21 protein-coding genes and 1 tRNA gene are annotated in these 23,174 nt (G+C 47.6%); 20 read left to right on the forward strand and 2 right to left on the reverse strand.

Features of this window, described 5'->3' with window-relative positions:
- Positions 1-156 precede the first annotated feature (156 nt).
- The 8 genes from AACM02_RS07385 (at position 157) to AACM02_RS07420 (ending at position 9,977) form a co-directional block, all read left to right on the forward strand.
- A complete protein-coding gene (locus tag AACM02_RS07385; protein ID WP_332456760.1) occupies positions 157-597 on the forward strand; it encodes a hypothetical protein in 441 nt (146 codons plus the stop codon).
- Between the two features lie 429 nt (positions 598-1,026).
- A complete protein-coding gene (tsaD, locus tag AACM02_RS07390) occupies positions 1,027-2,043 on the forward strand; it encodes a tRNA (adenosine(37)-N6)-threonylcarbamoyltransferase complex transferase subunit TsaD (protein WP_339116536.1) in 1,017 nt (338 codons plus the stop codon).
- A gap of 31 nt (positions 2,044-2,074) precedes the next feature.
- The gene (locus AACM02_RS07395; protein ID WP_339116537.1) at positions 2,075-3,772 is read left to right on the forward strand and encodes a glutamine--tRNA ligase/YqeY domain fusion protein; all 1,698 of its coding nucleotides are present in this window, start codon (positions 2,075-2,077) and stop codon (positions 3,770-3,772) included.
- A 1-nt stretch (position 3,773) separates the two neighbouring features.
- The gene (locus tag AACM02_RS07400; RefSeq protein WP_339116538.1) at positions 3,774-5,204 is read left to right on the forward strand and encodes a tetratricopeptide repeat protein; all 1,431 of its coding nucleotides are present in this window, start codon (positions 3,774-3,776) and stop codon (positions 5,202-5,204) included.
- A gap of 4 nt (positions 5,205-5,208) precedes the next feature.
- Positions 5,209-6,333 carry a DUF5009 domain-containing protein gene (locus tag AACM02_RS07405; RefSeq protein ID WP_339116539.1) on the forward strand — a complete coding sequence of 375 codons (1,125 nt, stop codon included), beginning with the start codon at positions 5,209-5,211 and terminating at the stop codon, positions 6,331-6,333.
- Positions 6,334-6,554: 221 nt separating this feature from the next.
- Positions 6,555-8,024: a Gfo/Idh/MocA family oxidoreductase gene (locus AACM02_RS07410; RefSeq protein WP_339116540.1), complete on the forward strand. Its 1,470-nt coding sequence runs from the start codon at positions 6,555-6,557 to the stop codon at positions 8,022-8,024.
- A gap of 119 nt (positions 8,025-8,143) precedes the next feature.
- On the forward strand, positions 8,144-9,016 hold the full coding sequence (locus AACM02_RS07415; protein WP_214062443.1) for a DUF1080 domain-containing protein: 873 nt from the start codon (positions 8,144-8,146) through the stop codon (positions 9,014-9,016).
- Between the two features lie 67 nt (positions 9,017-9,083).
- Entirely contained in the window at positions 9,084-9,977 is an 894-nt protein-coding gene (locus tag AACM02_RS07420; protein WP_339116541.1) for a sugar phosphate isomerase/epimerase, read from the forward strand.
- Between the two features lie 30 nt (positions 9,978-10,007).
- Here the strand turns inward: AACM02_RS07420 and AACM02_RS07425 are convergent, their stop codons facing one another.
- Positions 10,008-11,174: a helix-turn-helix transcriptional regulator gene (locus AACM02_RS07425; RefSeq protein WP_339116542.1), complete on the reverse strand. Its 1,167-nt coding sequence runs from the start codon at positions 11,172-11,174 to the stop codon at positions 10,008-10,010.
- Positions 11,175-11,367: 193 nt separating this feature from the next.
- Here AACM02_RS07425 and AACM02_RS07430 point away from each other — a divergent pair, with 193 nt between their 5' ends.
- Positions 11,368-11,505 carry a hypothetical protein gene (locus AACM02_RS07430; protein WP_214063748.1) on the forward strand — a complete coding sequence of 46 codons (138 nt, stop codon included), beginning with the start codon at positions 11,368-11,370 and terminating at the stop codon, positions 11,503-11,505.
- A 39-nt stretch (positions 11,506-11,544) separates the two neighbouring features.
- A complete protein-coding gene (locus AACM02_RS07435; protein WP_339116543.1) occupies positions 11,545-13,518 on the forward strand; it encodes a hypothetical protein in 1,974 nt (657 codons plus the stop codon).
- Between the two features lie 63 nt (positions 13,519-13,581).
- Here the strand turns inward: AACM02_RS07435 and AACM02_RS07440 are convergent, their stop codons facing one another.
- Positions 13,582-14,574, reverse strand: a complete 993-nt coding sequence (locus tag AACM02_RS07440; protein ID WP_214063297.1) for a class II fructose-bisphosphate aldolase — start codon at positions 14,572-14,574, stop codon at positions 13,582-13,584.
- Between the two features lie 270 nt (positions 14,575-14,844).
- Here AACM02_RS07440 and AACM02_RS07445 point away from each other — a divergent pair, with 270 nt between their 5' ends.
- From AACM02_RS07445 to AACM02_RS07490, 10 genes are all read left to right on the forward strand, one after another.
- Positions 14,845-16,002, forward strand: coding sequence for an NAD(P) transhydrogenase subunit alpha (locus AACM02_RS07445; protein WP_339116544.1), 1,158 nt, complete (start codon positions 14,845-14,847; stop codon positions 16,000-16,002).
- A gap of 28 nt (positions 16,003-16,030) precedes the next feature.
- Positions 16,031-16,348 (forward strand): NAD(P) transhydrogenase subunit alpha, encoded by a 318-nt coding sequence (locus tag AACM02_RS07450; protein ID WP_339116545.1) that lies wholly within the window; start codon positions 16,031-16,033, stop codon positions 16,346-16,348.
- Positions 16,345-17,769, forward strand: coding sequence for an NAD(P)(+) transhydrogenase (Re/Si-specific) subunit beta (locus AACM02_RS07455; protein ID WP_339116546.1), 1,425 nt, complete (start codon positions 16,345-16,347; stop codon positions 17,767-17,769). Before AACM02_RS07450 ends, AACM02_RS07455 begins: the two co-directional genes overlap by 4 nt.
- A 165-nt stretch (positions 17,770-17,934) precedes the next feature.
- A complete protein-coding gene (locus AACM02_RS07460; RefSeq protein ID WP_339116547.1) occupies positions 17,935-18,246 on the forward strand; it encodes a DUF3467 domain-containing protein in 312 nt (103 codons plus the stop codon).
- Positions 18,247-18,297: 51 nt separating this feature from the next.
- Entirely contained in the window at positions 18,298-18,546 is a 249-nt protein-coding gene (locus tag AACM02_RS07465; protein WP_339116548.1) for a DUF4492 domain-containing protein, read from the forward strand.
- Between the two features lie 38 nt (positions 18,547-18,584).
- The gene (locus AACM02_RS07470; protein ID WP_339116549.1) at positions 18,585-20,132 is read left to right on the forward strand and encodes a cytochrome ubiquinol oxidase subunit I; all 1,548 of its coding nucleotides are present in this window, start codon (positions 18,585-18,587) and stop codon (positions 20,130-20,132) included.
- A gap of 44 nt (positions 20,133-20,176) precedes the next feature.
- The gene (gene cydB, locus AACM02_RS07475; protein ID WP_339116550.1) at positions 20,177-21,331 is read left to right on the forward strand and encodes a cytochrome d ubiquinol oxidase subunit II; all 1,155 of its coding nucleotides are present in this window, start codon (positions 20,177-20,179) and stop codon (positions 21,329-21,331) included.
- Between the two features lie 127 nt (positions 21,332-21,458).
- Entirely contained in the window at positions 21,459-22,370 is a 912-nt protein-coding gene (locus tag AACM02_RS07480; RefSeq protein ID WP_339116551.1) for an RsiV family protein, read from the forward strand.
- Entirely contained in the window at positions 22,367-22,987 is a 621-nt protein-coding gene (rsmG, locus tag AACM02_RS07485; RefSeq protein WP_339116552.1) for a 16S rRNA (guanine(527)-N(7))-methyltransferase RsmG, read from the forward strand. Before AACM02_RS07480 ends, rsmG begins: the two co-directional genes overlap by 4 nt.
- Before the next feature lie 40 nt (positions 22,988-23,027).
- A tRNA-Val gene (locus AACM02_RS07490) sits at positions 23,028-23,102 on the forward strand.
- Positions 23,103-23,174: the final 72 nt, after the last annotated feature.

Raw genomic sequence — 23,174 nt, forward strand, 5'->3', positions numbered from 1 at the left:
AGCTGATTATTTGATGAATAAAACAATATTTAACTTTTCTAGCCTGCAGATTTAGAGCATTATAAATAGAATTTCAACGAGCTGTGTAATTAAAATATTTTAATAATTATTTTTTATTTCGATTTCAATATTGTTTAAAACTGAAAATATAAGAATATGAAAACATTGCCCCAAATAGTTTTTACTCTTTTATTTGTTATTATTGCAGTTAGTGGATGTGATAAAAATGAAAGAGATCATTTAATTAACACAGAGGAGGAAATACCTAAAATAAAAGTGTCTGTTCATTATGTTTTAAATGAAAAGGAGTTTCCAGACACATATTCAGGTGTTTATATATTTTTTGAGAAAAAATCTGAAAACTTTATTTATTGGGATTATAACGGTGATGGTGTTTTTTCTAATGGAAAAGGATTTATCACTCCCAATAAAAGTTTGATAGTTGATAGTAATGGAATGGCAACATTTGAATTAAATGATGACGAAATAAAAAAAGACTTCATGATTTTAGTCGAAAGTAACAATACAAAAATTTATACATTGACTTATTTTGATAAATATGAAAAAGGAGTCTCTTTAAAAGCTATTTTCCGATAATTTATAAAAGTTTGAACTTGATCTGATAGTAGGACGATTTTAATCCCCCGCGACTATTCCAGTTATCGAATAATAGGGCGCTATATGGATATTGAAGATCCTACGGTCCTAATCCAAGACTGAACATGGTTGGAATAGGTTGGAAAATCATAGAATCAGATAGAATATTTAATAAAAATTTAAAAAGCCTTTCATAAATACTCAATCTCTTTCATTAGCTTTTTTCCATTATCTTTGCACTTTGTTATCGGTTACACCGTAACCCGATTATAATTCGTTTGGCGGTATTCAATTCTTAGCCGCAACGGATTACACAAACGGAGTAAGGGATGTGAAATAAATAAGTTGTCATTGTAAAATGCAAAAAGAACAAGTTTGTTGTTATAAGTTATTTGTTTTACGTCCCTAAGTGAATTACAACCGGATAGAATGATTACGATATTAGGTATAGAATCTTCCTGCGACGACACCTCGGCAGCGGTTATCCGCGACGGTGTCATTTTGTCGAACGTGATCGCCTCGCAGGCAGTACACGAGCGGTATGGCGGCGTGGTGCCCGAGCTGGCATCCCGCGCACATCAGCAGAACATCATTCCCGTGGTACACGATGCCCTGAAACAAGCGGGCGTCACAAAACAGGAAATTTCGGCGGTGGCTTTCACGCGCGGGCCGGGATTGTTGGGTTCGTTGTTGGTAGGAACCTCCTTTGCGAAAGGGCTCTCCTCTGCTCTTAATATCCCGATGGTGGAGGTGAACCATTTGCAAGCACACGTGCAAGCCCATTTCATCAAAGAAACCCCGGACGATACGAACCGACCGGAGTTCCCGTTTTTGTGCTTGCTGGTTTCGGGCGGTAACTCACAGATTATTCTCGTGAAATCGCACCGGCAGATGGAGATTATCGGGCAAACCATCGACGATGCCGCCGGTGAAGCCTTCGACAAATGCGCCAAGGTGATGGGCCTGGGTTATCCCGGAGGGCCTGTCGTGGATAAATTAGCCAAACAGGGCGATCCCGGCCGGTTTACTTTCAGCAAGCCCCATATCGCGGGATACGATTATAGCTTCAGCGGCCTGAAAACATCGTTTCTCTATTTCCTGCGCGACGAACTGAAAACCGATCCCGGCTTTATCGGGAAAAACAAGGAAGATCTCTGTGCGTCCCTGCAAAAAACGATCGTCGATATATTGATGGATAAGTTGTACCGCGCGTCAAAAGAGTTAAAAATAAAGGAAGTGGCCGTGGCGGGCGGTGTGTCTGCCAATTCAGGCTTGCGCGCTGCTTTTGAAGATTATAGTCGCCGTTATGGATGGAAAATACATATCCCGAAATTTGCTTATACTACCGATAATGCGGCTATGGTAGCTATCTCAGGGTACTACAAGTATCTCGACGGTGAGTTTTGCGGAAAAGACGTGGCGCCGTACGCCAGGGTATCCATATAACAGTATTTTAAAAATTAACCAACCATATATTATGTCACAAAAAGAGATTCCTGCTGTGGAAGAAAATAAGAAAAGTCTCAACTTCATTGAACAGATTGTTGAAAACGATTTAAAAGAAGGTAAAAACGACGGCCGTGTGCAAACCCGCTTTCCGCCGGAACCCAACGGGTACCTGCATATCGGGCACGCCAAAGCCGTGTGTATCGACTTCGGTATTGCCGAAAGATACGGTGGCATTTGCAACCTTCGGTTCGATGATACCAATCCGGTCAAGGAAGACGTTGAATACGTGGATTCCATTATGGAAGATATTCAGTGGCTCGGATTTCAGTGGAAGAACGTGTTTTACGCCTCCGATTACTTCCAGCAGTTATGGGATTTCGCCGTCCAGCTTATCCGGGAAGGAAAAGCCTATATCGATGAGCAATCGGCCGAAGAGATTGCGCGCCAAAAAGGGACGCCAACCGTTCCCGGGACGCCCAGCCCTTACCGCGAACGTCCCGTCCAGGAATCGCTCGACCTGTTTCAAAAGATGAATAGCGGTGACGTTCCAGAAGGAAAAATGGTGCTACGTGCCAAAATAGATATGGCGTCGTCAAACATGCACTTCCGTGACCCCATCCTATACCGGGTCCTCCATATCCCGCACCACCGTACGGGGACTGCCTGGAAAGCCTACCCCATGTATGATTTTGCGCACGGGCAATCCGACTATTTCGAAGGCGTGACCCATTCCATCTGCACCCTGGAATTTGTGGTACACCGCCCGCTTTACGATTGGTTTATCGACCAGCTGGCCACCGATGATTACCGTCCGCACCAGTACGAGTTCAACCGCCTGAACATGACCTACACCATGATGAGCAAGCGCAAGCTGCTTCAGCTCGTACAGGAGAAGCTGGTTTCGGGATGGGACGACCCGCGCATGCCCACGCTTTGCGGACTGCGCCGCCGCGGCTACACACCACAATCTATACGCAACTTTGTCGATAGTATCGGCTATACCAAATACGACGGGATGATCGACGTGTCGCTCCTTGAGTTTGCCGTGCGCGAGGACCTTAACAAAAAAGCCGTCCGCGTGTCGGGCGTTATCGACCCCGTAAAGCTTATCCTCACGAATTATCCCGAAGGACAAACGGAAGAGATGGAGGCGATCAACAACCCCGAGGACGAATCGATGGGAAGCCGCCGGGTTAAATTCTCGCGCGAACTCTGGATCGAACGCGACGATTTTATGGAAGACGCACCCCGTAAATACTTCCGTCTTACGCCGGGAAACGAAGTACGCCTGAAAAATGCCTACATCGTGAAATGTACCGGATGCAAAAAAGACGAAAACGGAAACGTTACGGAAGTATATGCCGAGTATGATCCGCAGACCCGGAGCGGGATGCCTGAGGCTAACCGCAAAGTGAAAGGAACCATCCACTGGGTGTCGGCACCGCATGCCATCGACGCTGAAGTACGGCTTTACGACCGGCTGTTTATCGTGGAGGATCCGGCCGGAGAGAAAGAAAAGGACTTTCGCGAACTGCTGAATCCCGATTCGCTTATCGTGAAGAAAAACTGCAAGGTGGAAGAATACCTGGCCGGCGCCGCACCGCTAGACAGCTTTCAATTCCAGCGTATCGGGTATTTTAACGTAGATACCGATTCTACGGGCGAAAAACTTGTCTTCAACCGGACAGTAGCCTTGAAGGATTCGTGGAAGAAACAAAATAGTTAAAATGGACGAGGAACTGGACGACATATCTTCCCTGGTGGAAAAATACGAGCAAATGAGTATGTTCGGCAGGAAAATTTATTTCGATGCCGACGAGTTTGCTGTGCTTGCTGATCATTACAACAATCTGGGAGACAATGAACTGGCCGAAGAGATTATTGAGGAGGGACTCAAGATGCATCCAGCCAGTCCGGAGTTGATGATTTTAAAGGCCAAGACATTGGTCTACTCCGAGTTGTATGACGAGGCGTTGTCGTACCTGAACAATATCCCCGGGGAGGGAGATATCGAGCTTCCCCTGCTTCGGATTGAGAGCCTGCTGCACCTGGAAAAGACGGATGAAGCCAATGAGGTGATCAATGAAACGATGAACAGGGAGCTGTCCATTGATGATTTGTACGTTTTTATTACCGAGGTTGGTTATGTGATGAACGATGTGGAGCATTTCGACCGGGCCATTTCCTACCTCGAGGAGAGCCTGAAGATTGATGAATCCAATCCCGATGTGCTTATCGATCTGGCATATGCCAACGAGATGAAAGGCGATTTCGCGCGAGCCATAGAATACAACAACCGGTTGCTAGACTTGGATCCCTATTCGTTTGAAGGTTGGGTAAACATCGGCAAGCTCTATTCGATGAATGAACAGTACGAGAAAGCCATTGATTCCTTCGATTTTGCGCTGACCATAAACGAAAACGATGTCTCGGCCTTGAAGATGAAAGCGTTGTCGCTCTACCTGAATGATAATGCACCCGAAGCCATCCGTATCTTCGAAGAATGCATCCGCATATCGCCCGATGACGAGTCGCTTTATGATTCGCTACTCGAGGGGTATGAGGCCATGGAACAGTACGACCAGATGATGCGCGTTATCGATATCAAGGAAAAGCGTTTCGGACCGAAAGGGATCGCTACGCGCCGGGCATTCGTTGAACTGTTGAAAGACAATATGGCTTCAGCCCGGGAATTATACAACAACATTCCCGCCGATGAAAAGGAATCGCTCGATTACTACATGCTCGAAGGAGAGTTGATGTTTATCGACGGCGATTTGCGAGGGGCGGAAGCGGCATATATAAAGGCTGCGCTATTGTCGGAAGATAACGAGGAGATCATTGACCGCCTGGCCAACGTGAGTGTTGCCCAGGAGAAATACGAACAGGCTGCGGAGTATCTGGAACAGTTGCTGAAGATCGACTCCGATTATCCGACGGCAAAATCGCGCTTGGCCTTCATCCGTTTCGAGATCGGAAACAAAGAACCTTTCGATGAAATCATGAAACAATTTTCAGACGATGAACTCCGTGCCTTACTGAACGTCATCTCTGGCTACGAAGATGCCGATTTCTCTAACTATAACCGCCAGAAGATGCTGGTTCGTCTCAATGAAGCGCGCGAAAACAGGGTGCTGTTTAAGAACATAAAATACTAAAAAAATGAATACACATTCCATCCCGTCCAATCGCCTCGCGTCTCTTGATATCCTGCGTGGCTTTGATCTTTTTATGCTGGTTTTCTTTCAGCCAGTTTTCGTAGCTTTTGCCAGGCACTGGAAAGACGTTCCGGTTTTTTCATTTCTGTTGCATCAGTTTGAACATGTTAAATGGGAGGGCTTTAGTGCCTGGGATTTGGTGATGCCGCTTTTCCTTTTTATGGTGGGTGCCGCCATGCCTTTCTCGTTTGAGAAATATCGCGCGAATCCTGACAAGAGGGCCATTTACAAAAAAATCACGAAGCGGTTTGTCATTCTGTTCATACTCGGTGCTGTGGTGCAGGGTGATCTGTTGAGCCTCGATCCGATGCAGATCCGCATTTATACCAATACATTGCAGGCAATTGCCGTAGGTTATGTTATTTCAGCCGTGCTACTGCTCCATCTGTCCCGGAAAGGCCAGGTGGTGGCCACTTTGTTGCTGCTGACTGGTTATTGGGCATTACTTACTTTCCTGGGCGACTTCACCCCCGACGGCAACTTTGCGGAAGCTGTCGATAGGGCCGTACTGGGAAGAGTTCGCGACGGCGTAACGTATGCCGAAGACGGTTCGTGGAGTTTTTCGGATAACTACCGCTATACCTGGGTGCTGACCAGTATGGTGTTTGGGGTAACCACTATGCTGGGTGCTTTTGCCGGACAAATCATGAAAAACGGTAAAGATAAACGGAAGAACAGCCAATTGCTGTTCATTATTGGTGGGGCGTTGCTCGTTTCAGCCTGGCTGTTGAGCTTCCAGACCCCTATCATCAAAAAGATATGGTCAGCCAGCATGACGCTCTGGTCCGGAGGATTATGTTTCCTGTTGATGGCATTGTTCTATTACATCGTCGATTACAAAGGCCGATCAAATGGATTGAACTGGCTGAAAATTTACGGAATGAATTCAATCGTTGCTTACACGCTTGGGATGGTTGTCAATTTCAGAAGTACGGCACATTCCCTGCTTTGGGGATTGGAAAAATATACGGGTGACTATTATTCTGCCATACTCACTTTTGCCAATTTTCTAATCCTATTTTTTATTTTGCAATTGATGTATAAGTTGAGGGTTTTTGTAAAAATTTAGGCGTACCCCCTGAGCGTAAATCAACTGAGTTACCCGTTCTTCACCGTAAGGTATTTCCGGGCTTTTATTTTTTTATTGAAAATTTCAGTTGTTCAGTTTTTATTGCTATTTTTACGGCAATTATTCTATATCCATTTTTCCCAGGAAAAAAAGAGTAACTTATTAAATCAGAAAAGTTATAAAACAATATTTTTGAATTTTTTAATCTAAAACAAATTTTTATGTCATCAAAAATGTCAAGAAGGAAGTTTATCCAGGCAGGCGCAACAGCTGCGGTTGGATTAACTGTCGTACCTTCATCGGTACTCGGTAAAAGCATGGGGCACATGGCTCCGAGTGATAAACTCAACATCGTTGGTGTTGGAGTTGGAGGGATGGGTTTTGCTAACCTGAAAAACCTCGAAAGCCAGAATATAATTGGCTTGTGCGATGTGGACTGGAAGTACAGCCAGCGCGTTTTTGATTATTTCCCGAAAGCGAAAAAATACTACGACTATCGTAAGATGTATGACGAATTAGGAAAATCAATCGACGGTGTTGTTGTAGCTACTGCTGACCATACTCACGCCATTGTTGCGGCTGAAGCCATGACCATGGGAAAACACGTGTATGTGCAGAAACCGTTGACACACAGTGTATATGAGTCGCGTCTTCTGACAAACCTGGCTAAAAAATACAAAGTAGCCACCCAGATGGGTAACCAGGGATCTTCGGGCCCAGGCGTTCGCCAGGTGATTGATTGGATCAGGGATGGACAAATTGGTGAAGTCACCCGCGTGGACACTTTCACCGACAGGCCCATCTGGCCGCAAGGTCTCATGACACCTAAGAAAGCAGACAAAGTGCCGTCTACCTTAAACTGGGATTTGTTTATCGGCCCGGCCAACAAACGTCCGTTCAACAACATCTATCACCCCTGGAACTGGCGTGGATGGTGGGACTTCGGAACAGGCGCATTGGGAGATATGGCCTGCCATATTTTGCATCCCGTGTTTAAAGGATTAAACCTCGGTTATCCCACAAAAGTTCAGGGCTCATCTACCATGTTGTTAACAGACTGTGCTCCCAATGCACAAATGGTGAAATATGTTTTCCCGTCTCGCGACAATATGCCGAAAGTAGCTATGCCTGAAGTGGAAGTTACCTGGTACGATGGCGGCCTGCAACCGTTCCGTCCCGAAGGAGTACCTGCCGGAAAGAACCTGAACGACCAGGGCGGTGGCGTTATTTTCCACGGAACAAAAGACACGTTGATCTGCGGCTGCTACGGCGTAAATCCATGGTTGGTATCCGGAAGGAAACCCAACTCCCCGAAAACCCAGCGTGAAGTTACCCTTTCTCACGAACTGGATTGGGTGCGTGCATGTAAGGAAAGTCCGGAAAATCGCGTTGAAACAGCCTCTCCTTTCTCAGAAGCAGGTCCTTTCAACGAAATGGTGGTCATGGGTGTTCTTGCCGTAAGATTACAGGGTCTTAACCAGGAACTCCACTGGGATGGTGAAAACATGAAGTTTACCAACATTCCGGCTGATGCGACAATAAAGACAATTATTGAAGACGGTTTCAAGATTACCGACGGTCACCCCACGTTTAACAAAACATGGACGGAACCTGTAAGTGCTAACGAGTATGCTGCCGAAATGATCAACCATACTTATCAAAACGGTTGGAAATTACCGGCAATGCCGTAAATTTTTAGATAACAGATGTCAGATATCAGACTCCTACGCTGTTTAACAACACCGTTTTGAGCCTGATGTCTGATGTCGTCATCTATAAGGAAAAGTTTAAATTTTAAAAAAGAACAAGTATGAAAAAAGTTTTTAATGTGCTCTTAAGCGTTGCGGTTGCCACAGCTTTTGTAGCTTGTACCGGAGGTGCAAAAAAAACAGCAGAAACAGAAGGTGTTGATTCTATGAAAACAGAAACTCCTCAATATTCAGTAGTTGACAAACCGCAAGTGGACTTGTCGAAGTTTGAAACGGATAAAGACGGTTACATCGTATTGTTCAACGGTAAAGACTTTACCGGCTGGCGCGGATACGGCAAGGATGCTGTACCCGGAAAATGGACCATCGAAGACGGTGCTATCAAGTTCAACGGTTCTGGAGGCGGTGAAGCCCAGGACGGTGACGGTGGCGATATTATTTTCGACCACAAGTTCAAAAACTTTGAACTGGTGCTGGAGTGGAAAGTCTCCAAAGGAGGTAACTCGGGTATTTTCTATCTGGCACAGGAAGTAACTACAACCGATAAAGACGGCAACGTAAAAACCGAACCTATCTATATTTCCTCTCCCGAATACCAGGTGCTGGATAATGCCAACCATCCCGATGCCAAACTGGGTAAGGACAATAACCGGCAATCCGCTTCGCTCTACGATATGATTCCTGCAGTTCCACAAAACCAGAAACCTTTTGGTGAATGGAACGCAGCAAAAATTATGGTGTATAAGGGAACCGTTGTTCACGGACAGAACAACGAAAATGTGGTTGAGTACCATTTGTGGACTCCCCAATGGACAGAAATGCTCCAGGCCAGCAAGTTCAGCCAGGAAAAATGGCCGTTGGCTTTTGAACTGCTGAATAACTGTGGCGGACCCAACCGCGAAGGATTCATCGGCTTCCAGGACCATGGGGATGATGTTTGGTTCCGTAACATTAAAGTTAAAATCTTAGATTAAGGGTATAATCCAAAAAAGAGTGTTTCTATCAAGTTTAGGAATACTCTTTTTTTAATAGAATAAAAGAATGAAAAAAAAATCAAATTTATTTGCAGTAATTTTGTTGGGTAGCCTGTTCCTGTTATCGGGTTGCGATCAGGGACAGAAAAAAGAAGCAACGGAAGCGAACGTTAAAAAAGACATCTACCTTCAGTTGTATTCTGTTCGGGACGACATAAAAGCCAACTATCAGGCAACCATAGATACTGTTGCCAATACAGGCTTTACCGGAGTAGAGGCGGCTGGTTATAACGACGGCCAGTTTTACGGAATGGCTCCTGCCGACTTTAAAAAATCCATTGAAGATGCCGGGTTGGAAGTTCTTTCTTCCCACGCAGGACGTCCGTTGGCTGATAATACAAAAGATACCAACTGGGACGAAGTTTGGAAATGGTGGGATACCGCTATCCAGGCTCATAAGGATGCTGGTATGAAATACCTGGTGGTCGCCTGGATCCCCACACCCAAAACGTTGGTCGATCTTAAAGCTTATTGCGATTACTTTAACCAGGTTGGAGAAAAATGTAACGCAGCAGGAATCCGCTTCGGCTATCACAACCACAACTTCGAATTCACCGAAATAGAAGGAGAAGTGATGTACGACTATATGTTAAAAAATACCGATCCTGCCAAGGTGTTCTTCCAGATGGACGTGTACTGGGTAGTTCGTGGTGGACAAAGCCCGGTGGAATACTTCAATGCTTATCCCGGACGTTTCGAAATTCTTCATATAAAAGACAATAAGGAACTCGGACAAAGCGGAATGGTCGGATTTGATGCTATTTTCAAAAATATTGACAAATCCGGTGCAAAATACCTGGTAGTAGAAGTTGAAAAATATACTGGAACTCCTTTTGAAGGTATAAAAGAAAGCTATAACTATCTGGCGAATGCTGATTACGTGAAGGCTAGTTATAAATAGTTCAAAAAAACCGGCAATTCGCCGGTTTTTTTATTTATGCTCCCTGTATTCTCCGGGAGCAATCCCTTCCTTCGCCTTGAATACCCTGTAAAACGCACTCAGACTCGAGAATCCCGACATCTCGGCGATCTGTAACATCGACAAATTGTCGTACTCCGGATTCTTCATGATTCCCTTTACATACTCTATACGAAAACCGTTCACCCAATCGCAGAAGTTCGTCTGCATCTCTTCATTCACAATTCGGGATATGTAGGTCCGGTTGGTCCCTGCCATCAATGCAATATCGGTAATCCGTAGTTCGGGATTCTTATACAGCTCGTTCTTTCTCAGTAAATCAGAGAGATGCTGCTTGGTTATTCTGTCGCTTAATGCCGGTTGCTTCCTCTCTGTGGCCCTGAGCCTTTTCTTGCGGTAATCATTCACGTCGTTCGTGAAATCGGCTACGGTAAAGTTTTGGTGATAGCCAACGTATCCGATAAAAAACAAAAAAAGCGAATGCGTGAGAGCCGGAAAGGCTATCAAAGGGCCTTTATCTACAAAGAAATCCTTGCCAATCACATTGGAGACAAGCGAGACAACGGAAGCAAACAGAAAGGCGAAAAGAATCCACTTTACCGAACTGAGGTCCTTACCCCCTGTGTTGGAGTAAAACTCTTTCACCTCCTTATTGTACCGGACTATAAGCCTGTATCCGAACCACACCGATAAGATTACCTGCACTAGAAAAAATGCCTTGAACAAGGTGGTGCGAAGAACCTGCAGCCGTACCAACCGAGGATAGGGCCCGGTAAAACCCTGCTCGTGGTACATGACTCCGCGGACAAAAAGGTTCAGTTCTTCGGGCGACATGGCGAAGTAGATGACGAACGAGAAGATCGACAACACCATCGCAGGCAGTAAAATCCAACTCCACCGCCAGTCGATCCGGATCTCGCGCGTAAGAAGCCGGATATAATAGTAATAAAGCGGGTAGGAGGAGAGGGACGTGAACACCCAGATGTTGTCCGTAAAGGCGAACAGGTCGTATTGCCGGTTGAAAAAAGCGGCGTGCACAAAATAATTGATTGCCGATAACGACAAGAAAAAAGCCAGGTAATTTTTCGGTAGATTCCGGTTATTGTCGCACAACAGAAGTACTACCCAAAACAGGCATACGAACATGGGCATGACCGACAGGATAAGTTGTATCAACATATGGGGGCAGTTTGTTTTTACAAAAATAAGTAATTTTTATGAATTAGGAATAAATTTTTACGAATCGGGAAAAAGAGAAACCCATCCCTCCGTAAATTTGCCAAAATTCTATACTGTGGTACCGTCTTTCCTTCTGCTTTCCCGATCAACGTAAAACGTGAACAGATAGTAAACTACAAACATTTTTTTAACAATGAGAACAGAACAAACACCAACGGAGAAACCTGCTGAACTTTACACAGCTCCTCAAATTGAAGTTATCGACATCGAACTGGAACAAAACATCATGGGCAGCGGTACATTGCCGGATGCACCGGGTGAGGACTGGTAAATGAATCCATTACAAATTACAATTTACAAATTTTAAATTATGAAGAATAAATTCTTATTGTGGGCAGCCTCGGCCCTGTTTGTGATTACCGGATGCACCACTGATGTGATTGTTGATGAGAAACCGGTCACGGTGAACGGCCGTAAGATTACCCTGACGGCATCCATGCCCAATGAGGCATCGCAAACCCGCCTCAGTCTGGAGCAGGAAGCGGGTACAAAGAACATTACTGTTAAATGGAAAGCGGGCGACGTGGTGCAGTTCTTCTTCAAGCAAGACGCAACGCTCGTGGCGGGAACTCCCGTAACGTTGGCCGAGACAGACATTACTATGGAAGGGAAGAAAGCTGCCTTTTCCCTCGAAGTGCCAACAGAGATCGATGAGCAATCCGCCTTTACGGTTTACAGCCTTCATGGGGCGGAAGCTTCCGTCAACGGCGGGAAGATAAACGCAAATGTTTCCCCGGTCGGGTTCAAGCCCATAAGCGAGTTGACAGACGTGCCTGTTGCGGGTAAGGTTGAGGTGGCTGCGGGCGCTTCGGCTGGCGATGTGCCCCTGGCTCATTTGGGTGTGTTGCATTGCCTGACCATCAGAAACAGTGCGGAAGCCGAATGGGTGGTTACCCCCGCCCTGGATTTTGTAAACGCGGAAGATGCCTGGTTTTACCGGCCCGATGTGGCCGGGATCCCTTACTACGACCTCGTAGGAGAAACCGTTGAATTCCTGCCCGGAACGCCATTATCCCCTTCCGCCGTAACCGTTCCTGCGGGAGGTAGCCTGCAACTGGTGCAATGGGTAATGCCCAACACCAATATTACTCCGGAAATATGGCTGACAGCTCAGCTTACGGGAGACATAAATGTTGTTTCCAGTAACAGCAAGCCCGCCCGGAGTACAGCCCTGGTGAAAGGGCGGGCGTATCACCTGTACGCCTTATGGGAGGGCACTTCGCTGAACTTTACAGACGATACGTTTACGCCTCCTCTCGCCATCGACGAGTTGACACTTTCCGGTGACCTGATGCATGCCGCTGATGGTTCCGGATTTATCGGTGTTGTTTATTCCAAAGGCGACGGAAAGGTCTATTACAACGCCGCGCAAACCAGCGGAACCTGGGTGGGTGAAACCGATTTTGGAACCGGATCCGAAGCACGCGTGGCCGTTGACCGGAGCGACCATCCGCATGTCGTGTTTAAGACTGTCGACAATAAAATTGCCTACCTAAGGCATAACGGCACGGCATGGAGCAGCCCCGTTTATATCGAATCCAACGACGCGGGAGCCTGTTCAAAACCCGATATTGATGTGGATGCAGGCGGGAATGCCCATATCACCTATACCGACACTCGGGGGCAGAACGGAAATTATACCGACCATCCCGATATCATGTATGCGGTAAACAGTTCGGGAGGCTTTGTTAAAACAGTTATCCATAACGGTTATTACGAGTCTTACGGAGGTGCGGACGCGGGAGCCGATTATTTCAACAAAGGTTCATACATTTCCGTAGATGGAGTAGGAAACTATTACATCATAGCGCATCATTACGGTTTTTGGAAGTGGATGTCCGGAACCGATCGTACCTACAGTATAGCCATAACTACCAATTCGGCGACCGGAAGCTCATCCGTATCATCCGCAGATCTTTACGATTTGTACGACCTGGAGTTTAACGGTACTGAGGTTGTCGCCCTTTATAAGGACTACACCGCGAACCGCACGGCTACTATTGAGGTTAGTGCCGCAACCGCTTTGTTTACAAACCCGCAAGACATTGTAACTGCAGTTACCCCTCACGGGTTATCGGGCACATCGTCTGCAACGCTTGTTGCCGGCTTGGCGGCTTCAAACTTGTTCACTAAGTACAACACGATGGAAAATACCGAATCGGGAGTGACGGTGAAGACAGGTACCCGGGTTGCGGCGGTGAATATCGGCACGGATTTCTTTTCGGTCTATACCGATAACGCCGACTCAAAGATCAAAATCCTGAAAATCATAATACCCCTATAACAGTAAAAATCCCCGGCCAGTATAGCCGGGGATTTTAGTATAATTCAGAAACCGTAAGGTGGATTACGCTTTGCCTGCGCTGCCGAGTACTTTCTCGGTTTTGTGCATATAGAGTTTCTTCAACGATTCGCGAGCCGGGCCCAGGTATTTGCGCGGGTCAAACTCAGCGGGCTGGTTGGCGAACACTTCACGAACGGCAGCTGTCATAGCCAGGCGGCCGTCGGAGTCGATGTTGATTTTACATACAGCCGATTTGGCAGCTTCACGCAGCCATTCTTCGGGAATACCGATCGAGTCTTTCAGCTTGCCGCCGTATTGGTTGATGATATCCACGTATTCCTGTGGAACCGAAGAAGAACCGTGCAGAACGATGGGGAATCCGGGTATACGCTCTTCGATCTCTTTCAAAATGTCGAAACGCAGCATAGGGGGAACCAACTTGCCGTTCTCGTCGCGTGTGCACTGGTCGGGCGTAAATTTAAACGCTCCGTGCGATGTCCCGATGGAGATAGCCAGAGAATCAACTCCGGTGCGGGTGACAAAATCAACCACTTCATCCGGTTCGGTGTACGTGTGGTGTTCGGCCTGAACATCGTCTTCGATACCGGCCAAAACGCCCAGTTCACCTTCAACCGTCACGTCGAATTGGTGCGCATAGTCCACCACTTTCTTGGTCAACGCGATGTTTTCTTCGTACGGAAGGTGCGAACCATCAATCATAACCGAAGAGAAACCGCTTTCGATACAATCCTTGCACAATTCAAAGCTGTCGCCGTGGTCCAGGTGAAGGACAATGGGTATCTCATATCCCAGTTCCTTTGCATACTGAACGGCACCTTGAGCCATATAACGCAGCAGGGTCTGATTGGCATACTTACGCGCACCGCTGGAAACCTGCAAAATTACGGGCGACTTTGTTGCCACGCAAGCAGAAACAATTGCCTGCAACTGTTCCATGTTGTTAAAATTGAAAGCAGGAATAGCATAGCCTCCCTCAATCGCTTTTTTAAACAATTCTTTTGAGTTTACCAAACCCAACTCTTTGTAACTTACCATATTCTTGTTATTTAAAAAATTAATGAATTACGTTCCCAAAACAAGGTACAAAAATAACATTTATTCTGCACAAACGGAAATTTTTTCTCCTAAGAGAATGTAAAAGAGTTGAGTTTATTAGAGATGGAGTCTCATATTTTTGTTAAAACTGTCGTTATGTCATTTTTTTCTCCTATTTTTGTGATTAATTTTTGAGTGGCCTTTACAAAGAGAAACATCCAAAAAGTTAGTTTTCTAATATTATTTTGAACAATAAATTACAAATCAATTATGATCGTAGGGATTCCCAAAGAAATTATGTCGGGAGAAGCTCGTGTGGCTGCTACCCCCGAAACCGTGAAGAAATTTATTCAGGACGGCATGACCGTGCTTGTGGAAGCCGGTGCCGGAGTAAAATCGCTTTATTACGACGAACAGTATAGAGAAGCCGGAGCCGAAATGGTAGGCGATGCGGAGCACCTCTTCGAAAGAGCTGACCTTATCCTGAAAGTGAAAGAACCGCTTTTTAACGAAAATGTGGGTAAGCACGAAGTGGAGATGATGCATCCGGGGCAGTTCCTGATTACGTTCATCCATCCCGCCTCACCCGTAAACCACAACATGGTAAAGCAATTGGCCGCCCGGGGCGTGACCGGCCTCACACTCGATAGCATCCCCCGCATCTCGCGCGCTCAAAACATGGACGCCCTCACCTCGATGAGTACTTGTGCAGGTTACAAGGGAATCATCATGGCGGCCGACGACCTGTCGGTATTCATGCCGCAGATGTTCACCGCCGTAGGAATGCTTAAGCCTGCCAACGTGCTGGTTATCGGTGCCGGTGTTGCCGGATTGCAGGCGCTGGCCACTGCCAAGCGGCTGGGGGCAGTGACTTACGCCATGGACATTCGTCCTGCTGCCAGCGAACAGGCCAAAAGCGTCGGAGCCAGGATCATTGAAACCGGCATTCCGGAAGAGTTGGCGGTCGGCAAGGGCGGATATGCGCAAAAGCTCCCCGAGGAGTGGTTGGCGAAAGAGCGTGAAGTGCTGGCAAGTGTGCTGAAAGATATGGACATTGTGTTCTGCAGCGCGTTGATTCCGGGAAAGGTGGCGCCGGTTCTTATTACCGGGGAAATGGTGGAATCGATGAAAAACGGAGCGGTGATTGTGGATATCTCCATCGATCAGGGCGGTAACTGCGAGGTTACCCCGGCAGGAAGAAAAGAGGTGATCCACAACGTGATGGTTCAGGGAATCAAGAATATACCGGGATTAATTCCCACCAGCTCTACCTGGATGTTCTCTCAAAACGTTTATAACCTGGTGAAATACTTATCGAAAGACGGAGAGGTAGCGCTAGACCTGAACGATGAAATTGTCCGTTCTATCCTGGTAACCCATAAGGGCGAGATCGTGCACGAGGGAACGCGTGAAGCGATGGGATTGTGAAAAATAAATTTTAATTGCTGAGGTTGACATGAATCCAGTTTTTTTGATAGTGATTTTTGCATTGGCCACCGGGGTCGGATACGTGATCATCAAAAACGTGCCGAGCTTGCTGCATACCCCGCTGATGTCGGGAATGAACGCCCTGTCGGGAATTACCATTCTCGGTGCGGTAGCCGCGGTGGGTTTGTCGGTTGCGGCCGTTCGGCAGCAGGACGTTATAACCGGACAGATCCTGGGTGGATTGGCCGTTGTTGCCGCTACGGTAAACGTTGTCGGCGGTTTCGGAGTTACACACCGGATGCTTAAGATGTTCGACAAGAAAAAGAAGGAGGAAAGGCCATCATGACACCCACTCTTTATTACGTTGTTTGTGCGGTTTTGTCCGTCACCGTTTTGTTGGGGATCTCCATGATGAGCCGGGTGAAGACGGCTGTCCGGGGCAACATCATCAGTGCGGCCAGTGTTCTCGCGGGGATTGTGGTTACGTTGCTTTACAACCGGATTGCTTCTGTTGGAAGCATATACGTTTATATGTTGGTGGGGGTTGTTATCGGAAGTGCGTTTGCCGTCCGTGTAAAAATGATCCAGATGCCACAGCTGGTCGCCTTGCTGAACGGGGTAGGCGGGCTGGCATCTGCCCTGGTAGGTATCCTGACGTTGCTGGGAGTGGGGCAGTGGGTAAGTGATTTTCCCGTCTTTTCCAACGTTACCGCCGTCCTGGCGATAGTGGTGGGGGTTATCACCCTGGTTGGTAGCCTGGTCGCTGCCGGGAAGCTGCATAAGCTTTTGTCCCAGAGGCCGGTAATCTGGAAAAACCACGCTGTCGTGTTGAACTTCAGCCTGATTGTGCTCACCGTTTCCGTGGTTTATTCTGCTTTTGCGGGAAACGTGTTTGGCCTGCCTGCGGACGTTGCACTGATTCTGTTGATAAGCATCGCATTCAGCACACTTTTCGGATTTGCTTTTTCCATCCGCGTGGGAGGAGCGGACATGCCCATTACCATCTCGCTGCTTAACTCGTTGAGCGGTGTGGCCGGAGCTATTGCCGGTATGGCGATCAGCGATATCCTGCTGGTTTCGGTCGGAGGGATTGTGGGTGCATCCGGATTATTCCTGACGCAGATCATGTGCCGTTCGATGAACCGCAGCCTGATGGATATTTTAACCGGGAAAACCTCCGTTTCGGGGAAAAAAGTGGTCCAGCCCCAGCCAGTAATGGAAGAGCCGAAAAGCGAAACGCCAGATGAGCAACCCGGTAAGCCGTCGGCCGGAGAAATCCTGCGGAATGCCCGGTCGGTGATCATCGTTCCCGGATACGGAATGGCCCTGGCACAGGCACAACACCTGGTACGCCAGCTGGCCGACAAGCTGGAGGCGAACGGTGCGGAAGTGCGTTACGCCATCCATCCCGTCGCCGGCCGCATGCCCGGGCACATGAACGTGCTGCTGGCGGAGGCCGACGTGCCTTACGAGCAGCTTTACGAGATGGACGTGATCAACGGCGACTTCAAAGACACCGATGCAGTGATCGTGATCGGCGCCAACGACGTGCTCAACCCGGCTGCCCGCGATGCGGTGGATACCCCCATCTACGGGATGCCCGTGCTGAATGTGGATGAGGCCCCGGAGGTTTTCATCTGCAATTTCGACCTGAGCCCCGGTTACGCCGGCGTGGAGAATCCGCTTTACACCAAAAGGAGCGGCGTTCACCTGATGCTGGGCGACGCCAAGGAGTCGCTCTCAACGATGATCGCGTGGTTGAATTAAAAAAACAGTTGCAAAAATGTCCCTGAAAACGGGACATTTTTGATTTAAAACAGGCCATTTCCCCATTTTCCCTTACGGATAGCTTTGTAGTTTAATAAATTTTATATTTCTTTGTTTGGCTTTATTTATCTTTTCCACACTTATTAATGTTTAATTTCTCGGCAAATGGAAAATTTCAACAACGATAATCAAATTCAGATAGAGCTCACGGAAGAAATTGCTCAGGGAACCTATTCTAATCTGGCCATCATCTCACACTCCTCTTCGGAATTTGTGGTGGATTTCGTACGGATTGTCCCGGGTATTCCCAAGGCAAAAGTAAAATCGCGCATTATCCTCACGCCCGAACACGCCAAAAGACTTCTTCTGGCGCTGAAGGACAATATTGATAAGTTTGAGAAGATGAACGGGACCATTTCGGTGAACAACGAAAATCCCGGTTTTCTCCCTCCCATAGGAGGAATGGGGCAGGCGTAGCCTCTCCCCCTTTTTTTGTTTACATTTATTTTAAAAATCACACTTTTTTTTATGGAATCAGAAGTAAAAAAAGAAAAATTCAATTGGTTCACCATGTTTTGGGAGGGCTTTATCAGTATGTCGAAACTCGGCAGGACACTGTGGATAATAGTGATTGTAAAGCTCATCATCATGTTTGCCATACTCAAGCCCATTTTTTTTCCCGATTTTCTCAAGGCACAGGTAAGCGACGAATCGGAAAAAGCGGGATACGTGCGTGAACAAATGATTGAAAGGTCGTCTTTCGATTCAGAAGAATAAAAATAAAATTATTAACCCAATTAATCTTTTAAAGATCTATGGACTTATTACTGAATGCATCAGCTGTTGGTTGGGCGAGAGGGCAGTTTGCCCTTACGGCCGGCTATCATTGGATTTTTGTCCCGCTTACGCTGGGATTGGCCGTGATCATGTCTATCATGGAAACCATGTATGTGCGTACCGGAGACGAGAAATGGAAAAAAACCGCCAAGTTCTGGCAAATCATTTTCGGTATCAATTTCGCTATCGGTGTGGCAACGGGCATTATCCTGGAATTTCAGTTCGGTACAAACTGGTCGAATTACAGTTTGTTCGTGGGCGATATTTTTGGCGCGCCGCTAGCCATTGAAGGTATTGTAGCGTTCTTCCTCGAAGCAACGTTCATTTCCATCATGTTTTTCGGGTGGGACCGGGTAAGCAAAAAGATGCACCTGGCTTCGACCTGGCTGGTGACCCTCGGGGCCACTCTGTCGGCGTTCTGGATCCTGGTGGCGAACGCCTGGATGCAGTATCCCATCGGGATGGAGTTCAACCCCGAGACCATGAGGAACGAGATGGTCGACTTCTGGGCGGTGGCCGGATCTCCCGTTGCCATCAACAAGTTTTTTCATACGGTCACCTCGTCGTGGGGCCTCGGCGCCGCGTTCGTGGTGGGGGTAAGCAGCTGGTACCTGATCAAGAAGAGGCACCAGGATTTTGCGCTCAGGAGCGTAAAGATTGCCACCATATTCGGATTGGTGTCGTTTATATTGATTGCGGTCAGTGGTGACGGGTCGGCCTATGAAGTCACGCAAAAGCAGCCGATGAAGCTAGCCGCCATGGAAGGCTTGTACGAAGGAAAGGAAGGGGCCGGATTGGTAGCTGTCGGTTTGCTCAACCCGAAAAAGGAAGCATACAACGACGACGTGAATCCCTACCTGTTCAAGATAGAAATCCCCAAGCTTTTGTCCCTGATGGGATACCGGAACATAAACGCGTTTGTACCCGGCATCAAGGACGTTATTGACGGCGGATACACACTGCCCGACGGCTCCACCGCCTTGTCTTTCCAGGAAAAAAGGGAGCGCGGCCTGCTGGCCCACAAGGCGCTGGCCGATTTCCAGCAAGCGAAGAGTGAAGGACGGGATACCGATGCCGCCAATTTCGAAACCATCATCAAAGACAATTACAGCTACTTCGGCTACGGTTTCCTGGAAAAGGAAGAAGACCTGATCCCGAATGTTCCCCTCACGTTTTACATGTTCCACTTTATGGTGATGGTAGGTGGATATTTCATCCTGTTCTTTGCGGTGGTTTGGTATTTCCACAGCAGGAAAAAGCTCGAAAACTTCACAGCCCTGCAATACATCGGTTTATGGAGTATCGTGCTGGCCTACCTGGCCAGCCAGTTCGGATGGGTGGTTGCCGAAGTGGGGCGCCAGCCGTGGACTATACAGGACGTGCTGCCTGTTCAGGCGGCAGCGTCGGGAGTATCTGCCGGAAACGTGATAACCACTTTTATCCTCTTCGCGGTGTTGTTCACCGTTCTACTTATTGCGGAAGTTACCATTATGCTGAAACAGATCCGGAAAGGGCCTGATTTCTAATCTTTCACAGAATAATTTATACACTTTAAAAACTCAAGCAAATTATGATAACTTACGAATTTCTACAGAATTACTGGTGGTTTATAATATCGCTGCTGGGAGGATTGTTGGTCTTTCTTCTTTTTGTGCAGGGTGGACAGTCGATGATCCATTCGATCTCGAAGACGGAAGATGAAAAGAAACTGGTTATAAATGCCCTGGGCCGCAAATGGGAGTACACCTTTACCACACTGGTCACGTTCGGTGGCGCGTTCTTTGCATCGTTCCCGTTGTTTTACGCCACCAGCTTCGGCGGGGCATACTGGGTATGGATGTTGCTTTTGTTCTCTTTTGTGGTGCAGGCCGTATCCTATGAATTTCAATCGAAGCCGGGTAATGTGTTCGGGCCGAAGACGTATCGGTCGTTCCTGTTCTTCAACGGGATAATCGGTACTTTCGTGCTGGGTGTTGCCGTTGCCACGTTCTTCACCGGATCGGAGTTTACCATCAACAAGGTGAATCTGGTGAGCTTTGGAACTGCCGGGAACGTGATGAGCGGGTGGGACAATCCGCTTCACGGCCTCGAAGCGCTGGGGAACCTGAGGAACTGGTGCCTGGGGCTGGCCGTTCTTTTTCTCGCAAGGACGATGGCGAGCCTGTTTTTTGTGAACAGGCTTGATCACGACGTGTTACACAAGAGATCGAGAAAATACACGCTGTACAACGGTGTGCCGTTTGTGGTATTCTTCCTGGCTTTTCTCATCTGGACGCTGGTTTCCGACGGCTATGCTGTTAATCCGGATACGCAAGAGGTATATATGGAACCCTACAAGTACCTGAACAACTTCATCCAGATGCCGGTGGTGCTTGTTCTTTTCCTGTTGGGTGTCGTGTCGGTCCTGTGGGGAATTTTCGGTACGGTGGCCAACAAATCGTTCAATAAGGGAATCTGGTTTGCCGGGGCTGGCACAGTGGTGGCGGTAACCATGCTGTTGCTTGTGGCCGGCTACAACCATACGGCATATTATCCGTCGTATACCAACCTGCAAAGCTCGCTTACCGTACAAAATTCATCCTCCAGCGAGTTCACGTTGACGGCCATGTCAATTGTTTCGTTGCTCGTTCCTTTTGTGTTTGCCTACATCGTTTATGCCTGGAGGGCGCTGGAAGGGAAGAAGCTGAAACTCGAAGACTTGAACAAGGACGGGCACGCCTATTAAAAATTCTGTGTCCGGTGTCATTTAAGAAGGGGAACAATCAAAAAAAGGTTGTTCCCTTTTATTTTAACCGTTTCAGGGCAGGTGTGAAAAATAAAATGTGTATATTTGCATACATATTTTTTAACAGATGAGACGAAAAGTATTCGTGTTTTCATTCCTTGTGGCGGTTCTGCTCTCTTCACTCTTCTCCTCCTGCAACCAGGACAAGAGAAGTTTGTTCAAGGCAGACAACGGGATAGAGTTTGATACGATAAACATAGAAAAGAAATACTTTCTGGATGATAATCCGGAAAATCCCTCGTGTAACCTGAAACTGACCTTTGTTTATCCGGAAAGAATTTCGAATTTCGACGCTCGGGCAGCCAGACGTGTTTTTCTAAGGACGGTGATCGGCCCCAGCTACGACAGCTTGTCCGTTCAGGAAGCCGTTGACAGGTACGCCCGGAATTATATCGCGAACTACCGCAATGATGCGGAGATCTATAAGGTCAACAAACCCTTGCACGACGAGCATGCCGGCGACACTGCAGAAGGCCTGTATGTCACCGATGAAGAGCTCGATTATCTCCCCGAGGTGTTTTACTCCTATTACGAGAACCTTTCCGATTCCATCGTTTACAACCAGTTTGGCATTATCTCGTTTCAGGTGAGGCAGGTGAACAACAAGGGTGGCCGCATGTCGTACGAAACCGTTAGAAACTACGTGCTCGACTTGTCGAGCGGCGAGCTGATGGCCGAAGGCGACATTTTCTCCGCCGGTTACGACCTGGCATTGCGTCCGATCCTTCAAAGCTTTTTGCTGGAAGCACACGGCGTAAAGTCCGTCCAGGAGCTGGAAGACCTGGGCTTTTTCGGTATTGACGAGATCGTTCCGAACAAGAATTTTCTCATTAACGATAAAGGAATAACCTACACGTTCAATAAGGGAGAGTACTCGGCTTACCAGCTTCAGGTACCCGAGGTTTTTATCCCGTATACGGCCGTCCGCTCCCTGTTGCGCGAGAATTCCGTTGTCTCAAAATTAGCCCGGCTGAAGTGAGTGTCATCGATACATATTTCCCCTCGCTTTCCGCGAAGCAGAAAGAGCAGTTCGACGCCCTTTTTGATTTGTATTCCGACTGGAACTCCCGGATAAACGTCATTTCGCGTAAGGATATCGATAATCTTTACCTCCACCATGTACTGCATTCGCTTGCCATTGCCCGGTTCATCCGTTTTCAACCCGGTACGTCCGTCATCGACGTAGGGACTGGCGGTGGGTTTCCCGGTGTGCCGCTGGCCGTGTTTTTCCCTGAGGTCCGCTTTCTGCTGCTGGACAGCATCGGGAAGAAGGTAAAGGTAGCCCGCGAGGTTTCGCAAGCCATCGGCCTGGAAAACGTGGACTTCATCCATTCGCGTATGGAAGACGAGAAGCGGAAATTCGACTTTGTAGTGAGTCGCGCCGTCATGCCGTTGCCCGATCTGGAGAAGATCGTGCGGAAAAACATCTCCTCCGAGCAGAGAAATGCACTCCCCAACGGGATTATCTGCCTTAAGGGCGGTAATCTGGCCTCCGAGCTGTCCCCGTTCAAGAACAAGGCGGAGGTGTTCTCCCTCAGCAGCTACTTCCCCGAACCTTTCTTCGAGACCAAGAAGTTGGTCTATCTGCCGGTGTAGGGTTGTATATTTGAAGAAAATGTTGTATTTTTGCAAGCCCGAATTGTTAGCTCAGCTGGTTTAGAGCGCTGCCTTGACAGGGCAGAGGTCGTTGGTTCGAATCCAACACAGTTCACTACATCACCTTACTTGTCTCCTCCGGGATTCATAATGTCGGTTTAAGCGGAGGATATTTGCATCGTCAAGT

This window comes from Petrimonas sp., assembly GCF_963921705.1.
Taxonomy (GTDB): Bacteria; Bacteroidota; Bacteroidia; order Bacteroidales; family Dysgonomonadaceae; genus Petrimonas; species Petrimonas sulfuriphila.

Coding starts and splice junctions, on each gene's coding strand:
- AACM02_RS07385 (WP_332456760.1), top strand. CDS start 157: ATGAAAACATTGCCCCAAATAGTTTTTACTCTTTTATTTGTTATTATT.
- tsaD (WP_339116536.1), top strand. CDS start 1,027: ATGATTACGATATTAGGTATAGAATCTTCCTGCGACGACACCTCGGCA.
- AACM02_RS07395 (WP_339116537.1), top strand. CDS start 2,075: ATGTCACAAAAAGAGATTCCTGCTGTGGAAGAAAATAAGAAAAGTCTC.
- AACM02_RS07400 (WP_339116538.1), top strand. CDS start 3,774: ATGGACGAGGAACTGGACGACATATCTTCCCTGGTGGAAAAATACGAG.
- AACM02_RS07405 (WP_339116539.1), top strand. CDS start 5,209: ATGAATACACATTCCATCCCGTCCAATCGCCTCGCGTCTCTTGATATC.
- AACM02_RS07410 (WP_339116540.1), top strand. CDS start 6,555: ATGTCATCAAAAATGTCAAGAAGGAAGTTTATCCAGGCAGGCGCAACA.
- AACM02_RS07415 (WP_214062443.1), top strand. CDS start 8,144: ATGAAAAAAGTTTTTAATGTGCTCTTAAGCGTTGCGGTTGCCACAGCT.
- AACM02_RS07420 (WP_339116541.1), top strand. CDS start 9,084: ATGAAAAAAAAATCAAATTTATTTGCAGTAATTTTGTTGGGTAGCCTG.
- AACM02_RS07425 (WP_339116542.1), bottom strand. CDS start 11,174: ATGTTGATACAACTTATCCTGTCGGTCATGCCCATGTTCGTATGCCTG.
- AACM02_RS07430 (WP_214063748.1), top strand. CDS start 11,368: ATGAGAACAGAACAAACACCAACGGAGAAACCTGCTGAACTTTACACA.
- AACM02_RS07435 (WP_339116543.1), top strand. CDS start 11,545: ATGAAGAATAAATTCTTATTGTGGGCAGCCTCGGCCCTGTTTGTGATT.
- AACM02_RS07440 (WP_214063297.1), bottom strand. CDS start 14,574: ATGGTAAGTTACAAAGAGTTGGGTTTGGTAAACTCAAAAGAATTGTTT.
- AACM02_RS07445 (WP_339116544.1), top strand. CDS start 14,845: ATGATCGTAGGGATTCCCAAAGAAATTATGTCGGGAGAAGCTCGTGTG.
- AACM02_RS07450 (WP_339116545.1), top strand. CDS start 16,031: ATGAATCCAGTTTTTTTGATAGTGATTTTTGCATTGGCCACCGGGGTC.
- AACM02_RS07455 (WP_339116546.1), top strand. CDS start 16,345: ATGACACCCACTCTTTATTACGTTGTTTGTGCGGTTTTGTCCGTCACC.
- AACM02_RS07460 (WP_339116547.1), top strand. CDS start 17,935: ATGGAAAATTTCAACAACGATAATCAAATTCAGATAGAGCTCACGGAA.
- AACM02_RS07465 (WP_339116548.1), top strand. CDS start 18,298: ATGGAATCAGAAGTAAAAAAAGAAAAATTCAATTGGTTCACCATGTTT.
- AACM02_RS07470 (WP_339116549.1), top strand. CDS start 18,585: ATGGACTTATTACTGAATGCATCAGCTGTTGGTTGGGCGAGAGGGCAG.
- cydB (WP_339116550.1), top strand. CDS start 20,177: ATGATAACTTACGAATTTCTACAGAATTACTGGTGGTTTATAATATCG.
- AACM02_RS07480 (WP_339116551.1), top strand. CDS start 21,459: ATGAGACGAAAAGTATTCGTGTTTTCATTCCTTGTGGCGGTTCTGCTC.